This window comes from Streptomyces piniterrae (assembly GCF_005048155.1).
Lineage (GTDB): Bacteria > Actinomycetota > Actinomycetes > Streptomycetales > Streptomycetaceae > Streptomyces > Streptomyces piniterrae.
Genome location: NZ_SUMB01000001.1, coordinates 387,475 through 400,167, shown reverse-complemented (window position 1 = coordinate 400,167; position 12,693 = coordinate 387,475). Strand labels below are relative to the sequence as shown.

At 72.0% G+C, this 12,693-nt stretch carries 15 protein-coding genes and 1 pseudogene; 6 read left to right on the top strand and 10 right to left on the bottom strand.

Annotation, left to right across the window (positions count from 1 at the left end):
- Positions 1–18: 18 nt before the first annotated feature.
- A complete protein-coding gene (locus tag FCH28_RS01675) occupies positions 19–1,059 on the bottom strand; it encodes a methyltransferase (protein ID WP_136737844.1) in 1,041 nt (346 codons plus the stop codon).
- 231 nt (positions 1,060–1,290) lie between these two features.
- Here FCH28_RS01675 and FCH28_RS01670 point away from each other — a divergent pair, with 231 nt between their 5' ends.
- Positions 1,291–1,581: a hypothetical protein gene (locus tag FCH28_RS01670; RefSeq protein WP_136737843.1), complete on the top strand. Its 291-nt coding sequence runs from the start codon at positions 1,291–1,293 to the stop codon at positions 1,579–1,581.
- Positions 1,582–1,773: 192 nt separating this feature from the next.
- Here FCH28_RS01670 and FCH28_RS01665 read toward each other — a convergent pair whose 3' ends face one another.
- A complete protein-coding gene (locus FCH28_RS01665) occupies positions 1,774–2,217 on the bottom strand; it encodes an SPW repeat protein (RefSeq protein ID WP_136737842.1) in 444 nt (147 codons plus the stop codon).
- Positions 2,218–2,393: 176 nt separating this feature from the next.
- A complete protein-coding gene (locus FCH28_RS01660; protein WP_136737841.1) occupies positions 2,394–2,972 on the bottom strand; it encodes a histidine phosphatase family protein in 579 nt (192 codons plus the stop codon).
- A gap of 310 nt (positions 2,973–3,282) precedes the next feature.
- Between FCH28_RS01660 and FCH28_RS01655 the strand changes: the two genes are divergently transcribed.
- Together FCH28_RS01655 and FCH28_RS01650 are read left to right on the top strand one after the other, a co-directional pair.
- On the top strand, positions 3,283–3,498 hold the full coding sequence (locus tag FCH28_RS01655) for a CbtB domain-containing protein (RefSeq protein ID WP_136737840.1): 216 nt from the start codon (positions 3,283–3,285) through the stop codon (positions 3,496–3,498).
- A gap of 15 nt (positions 3,499–3,513) precedes the next feature.
- Positions 3,514–4,278, top strand: coding sequence for a CbtA family protein (locus tag FCH28_RS01650; RefSeq protein WP_136737839.1), 765 nt, complete (start codon positions 3,514–3,516; stop codon positions 4,276–4,278).
- Between the two features lie 115 nt (positions 4,279–4,393).
- Here FCH28_RS01650 and ribA read toward each other — a convergent pair whose 3' ends face one another.
- Positions 4,394–5,086: a GTP cyclohydrolase II gene (gene ribA / locus FCH28_RS01645; protein WP_136737838.1), complete on the bottom strand. Its 693-nt coding sequence runs from the start codon at positions 5,084–5,086 to the stop codon at positions 4,394–4,396.
- Between the two features lie 164 nt (positions 5,087–5,250).
- Between ribA and FCH28_RS01640 the strand changes: the two genes are divergently transcribed.
- Positions 5,251–5,991 (top strand): creatininase family protein, encoded by a 741-nt coding sequence (locus FCH28_RS01640; RefSeq protein WP_136737837.1) that lies wholly within the window; start codon positions 5,251–5,253, stop codon positions 5,989–5,991.
- Complete coding sequence (locus FCH28_RS01635; RefSeq protein ID WP_425471856.1) at positions 5,988–7,040, top strand: RibD family protein; 1,053 nt, start codon at positions 5,988–5,990, stop codon at positions 7,038–7,040. The genes FCH28_RS01640 and FCH28_RS01635 overlap by 4 nt, the downstream gene beginning before the upstream one ends.
- On the opposite strand, the pseudogene FCH28_RS01630 reads toward FCH28_RS01635, so the two are convergent.
- The 5 genes and pseudogenes from FCH28_RS01630 to FCH28_RS01610 form a co-directional block, all read right to left on the bottom strand.
- Positions 6,927–7,862, bottom strand: a pseudogene (locus FCH28_RS01630) (lysylphosphatidylglycerol synthase transmembrane domain-containing protein); the annotation flags it as partial. The gene FCH28_RS01635 and the pseudogene FCH28_RS01630 overlap by 114 nt on opposite strands.
- Positions 7,863–7,875: 13 nt before the next feature.
- Positions 7,876–8,742 carry a methyltransferase domain-containing protein gene (locus tag FCH28_RS01625; protein ID WP_136737836.1) on the bottom strand — a complete coding sequence of 289 codons (867 nt, stop codon included), beginning with the start codon at positions 8,740–8,742 and terminating at the stop codon, positions 7,876–7,878.
- The gene (locus FCH28_RS01620) at positions 8,739–9,860 is read right to left on the bottom strand and encodes a glycosyltransferase family 4 protein (protein WP_246102255.1); all 1,122 of its coding nucleotides are present in this window, start codon (positions 9,858–9,860) and stop codon (positions 8,739–8,741) included. Before FCH28_RS01620 ends, FCH28_RS01625 begins: the two co-directional genes overlap by 4 nt.
- Entirely contained in the window at positions 9,857–10,255 is a 399-nt protein-coding gene (locus FCH28_RS01615; protein WP_136737834.1) for a 6-pyruvoyl trahydropterin synthase family protein, read from the bottom strand. The genes FCH28_RS01620 and FCH28_RS01615 overlap by 4 nt, the downstream gene beginning before the upstream one ends.
- A gap of 134 nt (positions 10,256–10,389) precedes the next feature.
- On the bottom strand, positions 10,390–11,409 hold the full coding sequence (locus FCH28_RS01610) for a zinc-dependent alcohol dehydrogenase (RefSeq protein WP_136737833.1): 1,020 nt from the start codon (positions 11,407–11,409) through the stop codon (positions 10,390–10,392).
- A gap of 109 nt (positions 11,410–11,518) precedes the next feature.
- Here FCH28_RS01610 and FCH28_RS01605 point away from each other — a divergent pair, with 109 nt between their 5' ends.
- On the top strand, positions 11,519–12,349 hold the full coding sequence (locus FCH28_RS01605) for a CDP-alcohol phosphatidyltransferase family protein (RefSeq protein WP_136737832.1): 831 nt from the start codon (positions 11,519–11,521) through the stop codon (positions 12,347–12,349).
- On the opposite strand, the gene FCH28_RS38815 is transcribed toward FCH28_RS01605, so the two are convergent.
- Positions 12,306–12,446, bottom strand: coding sequence for a hypothetical protein (locus FCH28_RS38815; RefSeq protein ID WP_246102253.1), 141 nt, complete (start codon positions 12,444–12,446; stop codon positions 12,306–12,308). The genes FCH28_RS01605 and FCH28_RS38815 overlap by 44 nt on opposite strands.
- Positions 12,447–12,693: the final 247 nt, after the last annotated feature.

Here is a 12,693-nt window from a genome sequence, read left to right as displayed (position 1 = left end):
ACCGCCCCGCCCACCGGATCACACCGGCGCGGCCTCGATGACGGAGAAGCGGTTGGGCTTCGGCAGCGGTGTGAGCGCTCGGAGCTCGAAGCCGGTGTCGCGGCACAGCCGCTCGAAGTCGTCGCGGGTGCGCTCCCGGCCGCCGACATTGACCAGCATGTTGAGGTCACTGAGATAGACCAGGCCGGACCCGGACGGATCCACGACGGGCGGCAGCACCGGCTCGACGATCAGCAGCCGGCCGCCGCCCGGAATGACCCGCCGGCAGTGCCGGAGGATGTCCGCGCACTGCTCGTCGCTCCAGTCGTGCAGCACGCTCTTGAGGAGATACAGGTCAGCGCCTTCGGGAGCGTGGGCGAAGAAATCCCCGGTCACCAGCGAGGAACGGCCGTCCACCCCCGCGCGCGCCAGCTTCGCACCGGCCTGCGCCAGCCCCTCCGCCGTGTCGAAGACGATGCCGTTGAGCCCCGGATGCGCCGCCAGAATCGCGGCCAGCAACGTGCCGTCGCCACCGCCGATATCGGCCACGGTGGTGAACGCGCCGAAGTCGAACGCCGCCGGCACCAGCCGGGCCGTATCCCGCGTGGCCTCGCTCATCGCGGCATTGAACTCGGCGGAGAGCTCCGGCCGTTCGGCGAGATAGCCGAAGAAGTCCTTCCCGAAGACGGCGTCGAAGGAGGTCTCCCCGGTGCGCACGCTGTCGTCCAGGCGCTCCCAGGCCCGGAGCATGGCAGGGTCGGTGAACACCCGGGCGAAGGAGTGCAGCGAATCGGGGCCGGCGGCGCGCAGCAGGCCGCCGGCCGGCGTGACGGCGAACCGGCCCGGTGTGCGTTCGGCCAGCAGCCCCAGCCCGGCCAGCGCCCTGAGCAGCCGGCCCATCGCCTGCGGCCGGGCCGCGCACTCCGCCGCCAGTTCGTCCGCCGTACGCTCGCCGTCGCCGATCAGATCGACCACGCCCAGCCGGACGGCGGCGCCCACCGCCTGTGCCGCCATGGCGCCGTACACAAGCCGGGCCAGCGTGTCCCGGGCCTCGACGGGTAACTGATTCTCGCGCGACATTCGCGGCACCTCTCTGATCGTCTCTGGGCGACGGCGTATCTGGTCGACGGCGTTACGTGCAGGGTCCCGCAGGGCACAACAACGCCTGTGACGTTGTGCGTCCGGCCCGCACCGCCACCCGCCATCCTGGTTAGGCAAGCCTAAGTTCGCCGGAAGTCCGAGGCAACGCCCCACTCAACCCGCCCGTACGGCACGACCGTTCCGCCCTGCCGGGAGAGGAGGGACGCCCCCGTGTCCCCCGACGACGACTGCCAACTCGGCGACCTCGCCGAGAACTTCCGCCACGATGCGGCACCCGATCCGAATGCCGGCACCGACGGCCCCCGTCGCACGCGCCGGGCGCTGGTGGACCGACCCGGCACCGCCTGGCTGGCGCTGGCCGCCGCGATCGGCGGACTGGCCACGGGCATCGCGCTCGCCCACGGCCTGCTCATCGCGGGCGCGTTGATGCTGGCGGGCCTGTCCGGGCAGTACTTCGATCCCGGCCCCGCCCAGCGGCGGACCGGTCGCAGCGCGGAGTAGGGCACCCCGCACACTCGGTGACATCACCTGGTCCACGGAATCGCCCGGAACCCGACGGAGAACGCCCTGAAGGTGACGTAGGGCCGCAACGCGGCGAACACACCGGCCCGCCCCGAACGCATTGCACGGCCCGCCCACCGTCTGCGGACGGCGAGCGGGCCGGCGGCTCTCATGCGCCCCCGAAGGAGCGGTTCACGTTGTCGCGCGGCGGCTCCTCGCTGCGACACCGACGCAGACCGCTCCCAGCAGGAGCGTCAGGGCGCCGATGACGACGTTGTTCCAGATGACACCCGCGTCCGGGCCGCTGCCGACGACCCAGGGCGAAATGATCAGCCATGCACCCATCGCGCACATCGCACCACTGAGGCCGTACATACGGTCCGGCGTCACGGTGAAGCCGATCGCCAGCAGGGAGATCGCGATGCCGAGGATCAGGTTGTGCGTCACGAGCGCGGGCTGTGAGCTCGTGTAGTGGATGATCCACGGTGATGCGGCGCAGTACAGACCGACCAGGAACACCGGCCCGTCCACGAGTACTACGTCACGCCCGCCGAGGACACGGTCGTATCGAGCTGCCATCTCCGAAACGTCGGGGTGACCTGCGAGGTCTCCCCTGGTGTGTGAGACGTCGGCCATGCGACTCGCCTCCTTCGTCCGCAAGCCTGGCCGTCTTCGCGTGGCATCGTGCCGCGCACCTTTATTCTGCGCTTATGTCGCCTTTATGTGTAGATAGTAGAGGGGGCAATTTTCCGGGAGGGACAAGGCGATTCCGGGGCGGTTCCGGGGCGGCTCCGCGGGGTGACCGACCCCGCTCAGCTGCCGCCCAGCGGCCGTCCCAGGCCCAGGTTCCAGCGTCCGCTCCGGCCGCTCAGTTCGACGGCGGTCAGCGGGGCCACATCCAGTCGCCAGAACGCCTCCGCCGGGACCTGGAGGGCACAGACCGTGGCGGCGCGTACGACATCCGGCTCCACCACGGCGAGCACGCGTCCGGACTCGGCGGCCAGCCCGGTCAGCCAGGCACCGACTCGCTCGCAGAGCTGCCGCAGCGATTCGCCGCCGTGGCCCGTGAAACCGGGGTCGGAGAGCCAGGCGGATACCGCCTCCGGTTCGGTGTCGGCCACCTCCGCCAGGGTCCGGCCCCGCCAACGCCCCATCACGCAGCCGGCCGGCGCGGACGTGGGCACGGTCTCCCCCGTCAGCCCCAACCCCTCCGCCGTCCGACGGCACCGCACCGACGGCGAGACCATGATCCGGTCGGCGGCCGGCAGGGTTCCGGCGGCGGCTCGGGCGCGACGCAGCCCGGCCTCGCCCAGCGGCCCGTCATCGTCGAAACGCACCTCGCGCTGCGCCAAACCCGCGGCCGGTGAGATCAACATCACCCGACTTGTCATGCCCTCTCCCCTTACTCCATCCCGACATCGACAACCAGCCACCCCTGGAGGGGAGTTGGGCCGACAACGCGCCCTGTCCTGCGCCCCTCCGCCCCCTGTGCGGCCTTGGCCCGATGGCCGGTTCGCGGTACCTTCCCGATGATATTGACGACGACATGACGGAAGCCGGTGGGATCCCGGCGCGGTCGCGCCACTGTATGTCCGGTTTTGACTCAGCCCAGCAGGGCCGGGACCGGGCGAGCCAGACCCGGCATGTCGTTACGCACTCCATCTACAGGGACGCGAGTTCCCCTTCACAGGAGGTCCTGCCATGGCTCAGACCATCGCTTCGCCGGCCACCGGCGCCACCCCGGCCACACTCCCGCTCAAGGCGCTCGCCCCCTGGGCACTGTTCGTCGGCGTCCTCGCGCTGGTCCTGCTGTACTTCATCGGCGCGGAACAGGGCGCCACTTCGGTGTTCTCCGGCACGAACGTCCACGAGTGGGTCCACGACGGACGCCACCTGCTCGGCTTCCCCTGCCACTGATCGGACGCCGCATCCATGAACTCCGTCACCATCAGAAATCTTCTGGTGCGCGGCATGCTCGCCGGTCTGGCGGCAGGTGTTCTCGCCCTCGTCATCGCCTACTTCCTGGGCGAGCCGAGGGTGGACGCCGCCATCGCGTTCGAGGAGGCCCACAGCCACAGCCATAGCCACGGGGACGAGGTGGAGGTCGTCAGCCGTGGCATGCAGTCCACTGCGGGCCTGGCGACCGGTGTGCTGGTCTACGGCGTGGCACTGGGCGGCATCGCCGCCCTGGTGTTCTGCTTCGCCCTGGGCCGGATCGGCCGCTTCGGCGCCCGAGCCACCGCCGTCCTGGTCTCCGGCGCGGCGCTGCTGGTCTACCTCGTACCGTTCCTGAAGTACCCGGCCAACCCGCCGGCCGTCGGCGACCCCGACACCATCGGCCAACGGACCGCCCTGTACTTCCTGATGATGCTGCTCGGCATCCTGCTGGCCGTCGGGGCGACGATCCTCGGCCGGCGCCTGGCCCCCAAGCTGGGCAACTGGTATGCGACGGTGGCGGGCGGCACCGCGTTCGTCGTCGCCGTCGGGATCGCGTACGCCTTCCTGCCGGCCTACGACAATGTGCCGCACGGATTCCCCGGCACGCTGCTCTGGCAGTTCCGGCTGTCGACGCTCGCCGTTCAACTGGTGCTGTGGACCGGCTTCGGGCTGATCTTCGGTCATCTCGCGGAGCGCGTCGTGGCGACCAGGGCCGAGGAAGCCGGCACCACCGCCGAGGCCGCCCCCGTGGCGACCTGACGCGGTACTTGCCGCACTGCGCAGAGAGGCCCCGCGACGCCGATCGCGGGGCCTCTTTCGTACCCCTGCCGAGGGCGTTCCGGTCAAGGATGCTGCCCGACGTGGCGAGCGTCCCTCACAGCAGGCCGCGGAGGGCGTCCAAATGCGGCAGGTCGTGGTCGAGCCGTTCCCGTTTCGTGCGCAGATAGCGGATGTTCTCCGCGCAGGGCGCCGTCAAAAGCGGCACCTGTTCGTCGACGGTGATGCCATGCCTGAGCAGCGCCTCGCGTTTACGCGGATTGTTCGACATCAGCCGCACGGACCGGACGCCGAGGTCCCGCAGCATCTCGGCGGCCACTCCGTATTCGCGGGCGTCGACCGGCAGGCCGAGCGCGATATTCGCCTCGACCGTGTCCAGCCCGTCCTCCTGCAAGCGCATCGCCTGGAGCTTGGCCAGTAGCCCGATACCCCGGCCCTCATGGCCCTGGAGATAGACGAGGACGCCGCGTCCTTCCGCCACTATCGCCGTCAATGCCGCGGACAGTTGATCGCCGCATTCGCAGTGCGTGGAAGCGAAGGCGTCCCCGGTCAGGCATTCCGAATGCACCCGGGTCAGTGCCGTCTCGCCCAGCACCTCGCCATGGACCAGGGCCACCTGCTCGGTGCCACGGTCGTGGTCGCGATATCCGACGGCGAGGAATTCGCCGTAAGCGGTGGGCAATCGGACTTCCACCACCCGTTCCACACTCGACCGACGAGCGGCAGTACGCAACGCGATATCTGCATCGGCAACGGTGGCGACATCGCCACCGGCATCGGAGTCCGTCATGGCGTGATCGTACCCAGCAGGGGAAACGATCCGCTGCATTCGCTCACATCACGACAAGGTGTCCAACTCGGCAGCCGGTGCGACAGGTTGGCCGGGCCGGCCGCGGGCGGCTCCGCAAACCTCCACATGCACACGCCGCCCGCCACCCGCCTATGCTGCACTCCATGAACGCTTCGGGACATCGGACCCCGGCCCGCGGCCCGCTGCCCGCGGATACCACGGAGGACGTGCGGGCGCGCCGGGCGGACGTGGCCGTCCTCCCCATCGGCAGCCTCGAACAGCACGGGGCATTCCTCCCCTTGACCACTGATACGGTCATCGCGTGCACCATCGCCGGAGAAATCGCCGCGGCCCATCCCGTCCAGTTGCTGCCGCCACTGACGATCTCCTGCTCGCACGAGCACGCCGCCTGGCCGGGGACCGTCAGCATTTCGGCACGGACCTTGCATGCCGTGGTGACCGATATCGCCGATTCGCTCCGCCGGTCCGGTGTCGGCACGCTGATTCTCGTCAACGGACACGGCGGAAATTACGTACTGCGCAACGTGGTTCAGGAATCCGCCGGGAGCGGGACACGGATGGCGCTCTTCCCCGGGTCCGGCGACTGGGCGGCGGCACGCACACGGGCCGGGATCGAGACGACGTCGCACAGCGATATGCACGCGGGGGAATTGGAGACGTCCATTCTGCTGCACGCCCATCCCGAACTGGTCCGGCCCGGTTATGAATCCGCCGATTACCTGGCCGATGAGCGGAAGCATCTGCTGACGCTCGGTATGTCCGGCTATACCGAATCGGGGGTCATCGGCCGCCCGTCCCTGGCCTCCGCCCGAAAGGGAAAGGAATTGCTGGCCGGGCTGGTCGAGGCGTTCGGTGCGTATGCGGCCCTGTTCGGTGCCGCATGACCGACACGAGTGGCGTGATCGACACGAGCGGCGAGATCGACACCAGCGGCATGGCCGGCCTGACCGGGTCGCCGGCCGAGGAGCTGGGCGCGGCAGCCGCCTGGGAACGGCTGCGCCGCATCCGGACCGCCGGGGATGCCGAGGCGGCCGGGCTGGTGCCGGACGGGCACGGCGGGCTGCGATGGGGGCAGGGCGCCTCGCCTCAGGCGGCAGAGCTGGCCGAGCGTTATCCGGGGCTGTGCCTGGCCGGCCCTCGCGTCGCGTTCGCGCAGCTCGGGCAGAGTCTGGACGGCTTCATAGCGACGCGTACGGGCGATGCCGATTTCGTCACCGGCGAGGAGGACCGGCTTCATCTGCACCGGCTGCGTGCGCTGGCCGACGCGGTGCTGGTCGGGGCGGGGACGGCCGTATCGGACGATCCGCAGCTGACGGTGCGCGCCTGCGCGGGCCGCAACCCGGTACGCGTCGTGCTCGATCCCCGGGGCCGGGTGCCGCTGGGGCGCAAGGTGTTCACGGATGGCGCGGCGCCGACGTTGTGGGTGGTGGGACCGGAGGGGCAGCGGGCTCTGCGGGGCCCGGACACCGGGGCAGGCCCGCACGTCGAAGTAGGCCCGAACGTCAGCGTAGGTCCGCACGTCGACGTGCTGGTGCTGCCGGACGCCGCGGCGTTCGCCCCAAGTCGCCTGCTCGATGCGCTCGCGCGCCGCGGTCTGGGCCGGGTGCTGGTCGAAGGCGGCGGCGTCACCGTGTCGCGGTTCCTGGCGGCGCGGGCGCTGCACCGGCTGTATGTCACCGTCGCGCCGGTGCTGCTCGGAGACGGCGTGCCCGGCCTGCGGTTTCCTGGTACGCCGGTGATGCGGGACGCGCTACGGCCGCCGCTGCGGCGCGCCATGCTCGGCGAGGACACGCTCTTCGAGCTCGATCTGCGGGTGCCCGGCGCGCAGTCCGGCGGCCCACCGGACGACGAGGACCCCGGCGCCCGGCAGGCTCGCGGCGAGGGCGAGCACCCCGTAGACCACGGCCGTGGTGAGTCCCTGAGCGGCGCCTAGCCCGGCGGCGCCGAACGACCAGGCGGCGACGCCTTCGCGCGGGCCCCAGCCACCGACGTTCAGCGGCAGCGCCATCGCCAGCAGCGCCAGCACCATCAACGGCACCAACTGGGCGGCCGGCGCGGTCGCTCCGGCGACGCGGGCGGCGAGCAGGAACATCGCGAGATAGCCCGCGAGCACCACGGCGGACGAGACCGCGACGCCCGGCCAGACGCCGCGGGCGAGCAGGCCACGGCGCGCTTCGGCCAGCGCGGCACGGATGGCGCGCCCGGCACGCGAGGCCCCTCGGCTCCCGTACAGCCACGCGGCGGCGACGATCAGCAGCCCGCACCCGACGGCCGCGAGCACCGCAGGACCCGGCGCCGCGACGAGGCGTCCGATCCGGGCCAGGGCCGGGAACGGCCGGGCGAGCAGCACCGCGGCGCCCGCGACGAACAGCATGATCTGGCCCGCGGCCCGTTCCAGTACCACCGCGCTGACGCCCCGCCCGAGGTCGCCGGCGCTGCGGCCGTGGCGCACCGCGCGGTGTACGTCGCCCAGGACGCCGCCGGGCAGCGCGGCGTTGAGGAACAGGGCGCGGTAGTAGTCCGCGACGGCCCGGCCGAGCGGCAGCCGCAGCCCGAGGCCGCGTGCCACCAGGCACCACCGCCAGGCGCTGCACACGGTGGTCAGCAGGCCGAGGGCGAGGGCGGCCAGCAGGCTCCCGGCGTCGATCCTGCGCAGCCCGTCCAGGAAGGCGCCGGTTCCCAGGTGCCACAGCAGCACCACGAGGATGCTCACTCCTGCGAGCATCTTCAGCCACGCCCAGACGGACCGTTTCATGACGGGGGCCGGTTCATGACGCGGGTCCGGACGGCATCCGGGGCAGCGCCAGCAGGTCGGTGTGGTGCACCGTGACACTCAACTCCCCCGCCGCGCATGCTGCCAGCCGTCGCCGCAGATACGGGGTCGCGTGGGGCGCGAGGTCCGGCCGCTGATCGCAGGCGGCGCCGACCCAGCCGGTGAACCACTCGGCGGTCAGCGCGGCTTCCGCGCTTTCGAGCCGCCAGGGGCTGGGCCGTACCAGAACCGTCGCCCCCCGCCGTTGGAACGCCTCGGTGGCCGCCGCGACGGCGTCCGGGCCGAGCAGCCGCCGGCCTATGTCGGTGCGCCGCTGATGGTCGTTGAAGGCGGCGGCGATCTCGGCGTCGAGGGGGTCGGACGGGGTGAGTTCGACGCGTCCGGCGACGGAGAGCGCCAGGAGGGCCGGGCAGCCGGCGGCCGCACAGACGTCGGCCAGGCGTTCCACCTCGTCCGGTGTCAGCAGGTCGAGCAGCGCGGAGGCGGTGACCAGCGAGGTGCCGGCGAGGGCGTCGGCGGTGAGGTGGGCGAGGTCGCCGTGCTCGGTCGTGACCGTGACGGGCTTGCTGTCCGCGGCCGTCGGGGGCAGCCGGCGCTCGGCGTGGGCGAGCAGTGCGGCGTCGTGGTCGTGCAGGATCCAGTGCTGCGGACCGGGCAGCCGGACGGCCAGCCAGCGCCCCATCGAGCCGGTGCCACAGCCGAGATCGCGGATCACCAGGCGGTCGCGGGCCGCCGCGGGAGCCTGCACCGACAGCCACTCGCGCAGCGGGCGCAGCAGCTCCGGCGCGCGGGCGGCGGCGTCGGCCCGCTCCCGCAACTCCAACCACTCCGGGGCGAATCCGGACTTGTCCGCCTCGCTCATCCCGCGCCCCGGGGTTCGTGCCGAAGCCGTTCCAGCACCCGGGCCAGACTCTGCGACGTCATCTCCCACCTCTCCAGCGTGGCACGCCGCTCGCGCGCCGCTTTCCTGAGCTCGTACCGCAGTTCCGGTTCTCCGAGCCAGCCGCGCAGCGCGCCGACGAGTGCCGCCGGGTCGTCGGACGGCACCAGCAGCCCCGGCACGCTGCCGTCGGGGGCCAGCCCGACGGCCTCCGGAACGCCGTCCACCGCCGTCGCCAGCACCGGAATCCCGCGCGCCAGCGCCTCGGTGACCACCATCCCGTAGGTCTCGGCGTACGAGGTGAGCACCAACAGGTCGGCGGCGGCATAGCTGGCGTCCAGCTCCGCACCGGCCCGCGGCCCGGCGAGGTGGATCCTCTCATCCATCCCGAACCCGATGATTTTTTTGCGCAGTTGGGCAACATATTCGCCGTCGCGACCCAGCCCGCCGACGCAGACGCAGCTCCAGGGCAGGTCGGCGACGGCCGCGAGGGCCGTCACCAGGCGGTCCTGCCCCTTGCGCGGGGTGACCGCGGCGACGCACAGCAGCCCGGTGCCGTCGGTGCCGGGGGCGAGCGGCGCGGCATCCGCCCCCGGCCGGGCGACATGGACCCGGTCGGGTGCCAGCCCGTGGTGGGTGATGAGCCGCCGGGCGGCCCACTTGCTGGTGGCGACCACCGCCCGTACGGCGTGCAGGGTGCGCCGCTCCCGTGCGTCCAGCTCCGCGGCCGCGTCGGGCGCGAGCCCGGTCTCGTCCCCCAGCGGCAGATGCACCAGCACGGCCGTGCGCAGCCGTCCGGCGGCGTGGGTTTCCAGGACCTCGGGGACGGCGCAGGCGACGAGACCGTCGAGGAGGACGGTGGCCCCGTCCGGCAGCCCGCCCAGGAACAGGGCGAGTTCGGCTCGCGCGGTCGCGTCCGGCCGCGGCCAGCCTCCGTGCGCGGCGTACCGGCGCACCCGCCAGCCCGCCGCCGGCAGATCACGGCACACCCGCAGGTCGTAGGTGTTCCCGCCGCTGGGCGCAGTCGGGTCGTCGACGTCACCGGGCAGGACGAAGTGCACCACCCGCTCCCCCGGCGCTGCGATGCCGGGCCATGTCACAGGGTGCGCTCGTAGGTCGCCCAGGCGATATGCGACTCGTGCAGACTGACCGATATCCCGGCCAGCTCCCGCGCCCCCTCGCCGAGGTTGCCGGCGTGCACGCGGTCGGCGAGCCGGTCGGCGATCACCTTGGCCAGGGCCTCCGTCGAGGTGTTGACACCGGCGAAGGCGGGTTCGTCGTCGAGGTTGCGGTAGTTGAGTTCGCCGATCACGCCGTTGAGTTCCTGAGTGGCGAGTCCGATGTCGACGACGATGTTGTCGGCGTCGAGTTCGGCGCGGCGGAAGGTGGCGTCCACGAGGTAGGTCGCACCGTGCAGGCGCTGGGCCGGTCCGAAGACCGCGCCGCGGAAGCTGTGCGCGACCATCAGGTGATCGCGGACGGTGATGCTGAACAACGGGGCCTCCAGGGGTGCTCGGCGTTCGGTGACGTAGCGAAAAAAGCTGGGTGGGGTGAGGAGTTGGTGGGCGGCGTAGGGCCTCGGTGGGCGTAGAAGTTCCGATGCTGTCCGGCGCCTTCGTGAGCTGTGGGCTACCCGGCAGGTCCGTCCGCCGACCCGTCCGCCGACCCGTCGGCCGGCCCGTAGCGGATGCGGTGGCAGAGGGCCGACAGGTCGCCGGTGGCCAGCCGGGGCAGTACCCGTGGCAGCTCCTCGAAGGCGGATTCGCCGGTGATCAACGCGTCGAAGGCGGGGGCGGCGAGCAGGTCGAGGGCCAGCCCGAGCCGGTCATCGAAGGTGCGGCGGGCGCGCCGGGCCGGGGAGACGGCGCCCACCTGGCTGCTGCGTACGACCAGCCGACGGGAGTGGAAGTCCTCCCCCAGCGGCAGGCTGACCCGCCGGTCGCCGTACCAGCTCAGCTCGATGACCGTGCCTTCCGGGGCGAGCAGTTCGAGCGAGCGCGTGAGACCGTCCTCGGTGGCGCTGGCGTGCACGACGAGATCGCATGCGCCCAACGCGTCCTCGGGCAGCGCGAATTCCACGCCGAGCGCCGAGGCGACGGCGGCCCGCGCGGGGTCCGCGTCGACCAGTTGCACCCTTACCCCCGGATACCGGGCCAGCAGGGCGGCGACGGCGCAGCCCACCATCCCCGCGCCGACCACCGCGATCCGGTCGCCGATCAGCGGTGCGGCATCCCACAGGGCGTTCACCGCGGTCTCCACCGTGCCGGCCAGCACGGCCCGCGACGCGGGGACGGAGTCCGGCACGGGAGTGACGGCGCTCGCCGGGACGACGTAGTGCGTCTGATGCGGATAGAGACAGAAGACCGTACGGCCGAGCAGCGACGGCGGCCCCTCCTCCACGACGCCGACGTTGAGATAGCCGTACTTGAGGGGTGCGGGGAACTCGCCCTCCTGGAACGGCGCCCGCATCGCGGTGTGCTGGCTCACAGGGACACCGCCGCGGAAGACCAGCGTCTCCGTCCCACGGCTCACTCCGGAGTAGACGGTACGCACCAGCACCTCGTCGTCTCCGGGCTCCGGCACCGTCAGCGTCCTGATCTCGCCCCGTCCTGGAGCGCTTAGCCAAAAAGCACAAGCGACGCGCGGCATCGGGATCCTCCTGGACGCTACGGCGAGGGTTCATGAATGCTGGAGATCATGAAGACGCCGTCACCATACGCGGCGCTCATCAGCACCGCTACAACTCCCGGGAGGCTCGATGGCCGTACAAGAACGGTACGGAGCGGGGCGGTTCGGGCGGTTCGGGCTGCTTGGCCCGGTCGGCCCGCGCGGCCGGTCCGGGCCTTACGGAGGGGACACGGCGGCGGGAGCGGCCGCTCAACTGGCGCTGCTCGCGCTGCTCCACCAAGCGGTCGGGCTCGGCCCCACGGGCTGGCTCACGGGGGCGGTATGCGCCGTGGCCACCTGGGCCGCCCTCACCCATGCGATGCGCACCACCCCGATCCCGTACTTCGGACCCGCCAACCGCGTCACGCTGGCCCGCGCGACGCTCGTCGGCGGAGTGACCGCCCTGGTCGCGGACTCCTTCGGACCGGCGGTGATGCCCGAGCGGGCATCGGTCCCGGCGCTGATCGGCCTGGCGACGGTGGCGCTCGTCCTGGACGCCGTCGACGGACACGTGGCGCGCCGCACCGGAACGGTGACTCCCCTGGGCGCGCGATTCGACATGGAGGTCGACGCGTTCCTCATCCTCGTTCTCTGTGTCCATCTGGCGATGCCGCTGGGTGCGTGGGTGCTGAGCATCGGCGCCATGCGCTACCTCTACGTCGCGGCGTCCTGGGGACTTCCCTGGTTGCGCCGCCCGCTGCCGCCCAGCACGGCCCGCAAGGCCGTGGCGGCGTTCCAGGGAATCGTGCTGGTCGTGGCCGCTGCCGGGATCGTGCCGCGGGTGGCGGCGGTTGCCGCGGTGGGCGGGGCGCTGGCGCTGCTGGTGTGGTCGTTCGGCCGCGACATCGCGTGGCAGTGGCGGGCGAACGAGCCTCGCCCTACGTCCCGGCGTGCCGCCCCAGATAGACGACCAACGCCATGAAGACGAGCAGAAGTTGACTGATGAGGATGTAGAGCAACACCCGTCGCAGCAGGCCGCGCCGCACCGTCCGGTGGGTCAGCAGTGCGGTGCCGGGCATTCTCGCCAGCTGTGTGCCGGGGCGGACCGCTGTCGTACGGGCCCTCCTGAGGCCGCAGCCGGGTGGCGTCCTGTGGCGGACGAGGATGTCCGGGCAGGTGCGCTGTACGGAGCGTCGCGGCCCTCGGCCGTGGGGGCGCCCGGGGCAGGGACGTGTGGTGCCCGGCCCGCCGGCGCTCGGTATGCAGATACGCGAACGGACCGCCCGCCAAGGCGGCGGTCCCTTACGCCTCGCTGCGTCGGCCATC

Bases quoted from the DNA above. Each gene is read 5' to 3' on its own strand.
- FCH28_RS01675 (WP_136737844.1), bottom strand. From the start codon at position 1,059: ATGTCGCGCGAGAATCAGTTACCCGTCGAGGCCCGGGACACGCTGGCC.
- FCH28_RS01665 (WP_136737842.1), bottom strand. From the start codon at position 2,217: ATGGCCGACGTCTCACACACCAGGGGAGACCTCGCAGGTCACCCCGAC.
- FCH28_RS01660 (WP_136737841.1), bottom strand. From the start codon at position 2,972: ATGACAAGTCGGGTGATGTTGATCTCACCGGCCGCGGGTTTGGCGCAG.
- FCH28_RS01655 (WP_136737840.1), top strand. From the start codon at position 3,283: ATGGCTCAGACCATCGCTTCGCCGGCCACCGGCGCCACCCCGGCCACA.
- FCH28_RS01650 (WP_136737839.1), top strand. From the start codon at position 3,514: ATGAACTCCGTCACCATCAGAAATCTTCTGGTGCGCGGCATGCTCGCC.
- ribA (WP_136737838.1), bottom strand. From the start codon at position 5,086: ATGACGGACTCCGATGCCGGTGGCGATGTCGCCACCGTTGCCGATGCA.
- FCH28_RS01640 (WP_136737837.1), top strand. From the start codon at position 5,251: ATGAACGCTTCGGGACATCGGACCCCGGCCCGCGGCCCGCTGCCCGCG.
- FCH28_RS01635 (WP_425471856.1), top strand. From the start codon at position 5,988: ATGACCGACACGAGTGGCGTGATCGACACGAGCGGCGAGATCGACACC.
- FCH28_RS01625 (WP_136737836.1), bottom strand. From the start codon at position 8,742: ATGAGCGAGGCGGACAAGTCCGGATTCGCCCCGGAGTGGTTGGAGTTG.
- FCH28_RS01610 (WP_136737833.1), bottom strand. From the start codon at position 11,409: ATGCCGCGCGTCGCTTGTGCTTTTTGGCTAAGCGCTCCAGGACGGGGC.
- FCH28_RS01605 (WP_136737832.1), top strand. From the start codon at position 11,519: ATGGCCGTACAAGAACGGTACGGAGCGGGGCGGTTCGGGCGGTTCGGG.
- FCH28_RS38815 (WP_246102253.1), bottom strand. From the start codon at position 12,446: ATGCCCGGCACCGCACTGCTGACCCACCGGACGGTGCGGCGCGGCCTG.